Raw genomic sequence first — 1,471 nt, 5'->3', positions numbered from 1 at the left:
GTTCTGTCCGTGTTGAAAATCGGACATCGGCTGAGTTGCGGGACGAGCGCGACTCCTGATGATCTTGCGGGTGACTAGCCTCGAAGTTCATCGCTGGAGCCGCGCTCGTGACGACATCTTCCCTGACCGACCCCGTTGTTGACCACCTCGCCGATCTGGCGTTGTGGGAAGCCGAACTCGCCGCCGGTCCAGCCCCGGCCGATCCCTTGTCGATGGCGTCGCCCCTGGTAGCACGCCTGGCTCAGGTGCCGGACCCACGCCGGCCGCGCGGACGGCGCCATCCGCTGCTGGTGATCCTGGTCCTGACCGCGTGTGCCACCCTCGTCGCCGGCAACGACAGCCTGACCGCGATCCGGCAGTGGGCAGCCCGGACCCCACAGGACGTCCCGCACCGCCTCGGCGCCCGCCGTGACCCACTGACCAGCCGCTACCTCGTACCGAGCGAACGGACCTTCCGGCGGGTCCTGGCCGCCGTCGACGGCGACGCCCTCGACACGGCGACCTGCGGCTACGCCGCGGACGTGGCACGCGGCGACACCCCGGCCCCGCAGATCCCCGCCGGCGTCGACGAACCCACCGAACGCGAACAACGCCGCGCCGCGACCCGGGCGTTCACCCACCCGGCACCGGCCGGACTGCTGCCCGCCGCCGCGATCGACGGGAAACTGCTGCACGGCACCCGCACCCCTACCGGGCAGGTGTTCCTGGTCGCCGCCGTCACCCACGACCGTGCCGTGATCCTGGGCCAACGCCAGGTCGCCGACAAACGCGGCGAGGCCACCGCGACCGAGGACCTACTCACACCGCTGAACGTCGCCGGCATGCTGCTCACCCTGGACGCCCTGCACACCACCAGGAAGACCGCCCGGCTGATCACCGACACCCTGAACGCCCACTACATGCTGATCCTGAAGGGGAACCAGCCGCTCGCCCTGCACGCCGCCCACACGTTGCTGTCCGGCACCGACACCGAGTTCGCCGACCGGACCGGCGTCGACGCCGATCGCGGACACGGACGCACCGAACGCCGCACGATCCGCGTCACCGACTGCGACGACACCCTGTTCCCCGGAGCCCGCCAGGTCTTCCGGCTACGCCGCGACACCGGCGGACTCGACGGGATCCGCACCAGCAAACAGATCATCCACGGCATCGTCAGCCTCGACGCCACCCAGGCCGGACCGCAACACCTCAACACCTACGTCAGAGGACACTGGTCGGTGGAAACCCGCCTGCACTGGACCCGTGACGTCACCTTCAACGAGGACTACTCCCAGCTCAGGACGGGCGCGGCTCCCCGCAACGTCGCCGCCATGCGCAACCTGGCCCTGAACACCTTCCGCCTCGCCGGACGCGCCAACATCGCCCACGCCCGCCGTGACCTCCACGACCGCGCCGACACCTTCGCCGTCTACGACATCTGACAAACAATGATCAAGTCAGACATAGAGGAACAACGCCGGGGCCGTGG

The 1,471-nt window shown here is 69.5% G+C and carries 1 protein-coding gene; it reads left to right on the top strand.

What is annotated here, in order from left to right; genetic code table 11:
• The first annotated feature begins 107 nt into the window (after positions 1 to 107).
• Complete coding sequence (locus ACFHWS_RS28430) at positions 108 to 1,424, top strand: ISAs1 family transposase (protein WP_416569571.1); 1,317 nt, start codon at positions 108 to 110, stop codon at positions 1,422 to 1,424.
• Positions 1,425 to 1,471 lie beyond the last annotated feature (47 nt).

The organism is Micromonospora sp. LOL_013, assembly GCF_048060315.1.
Classification (GTDB): Bacteria; Actinomycetota; Actinomycetes; order Mycobacteriales; family Micromonosporaceae; genus Micromonospora_E.
The sequence above is the reverse complement of the archived record's forward strand: the minus strand, read 5'-3'. Positions and strand labels throughout refer to the sequence as shown.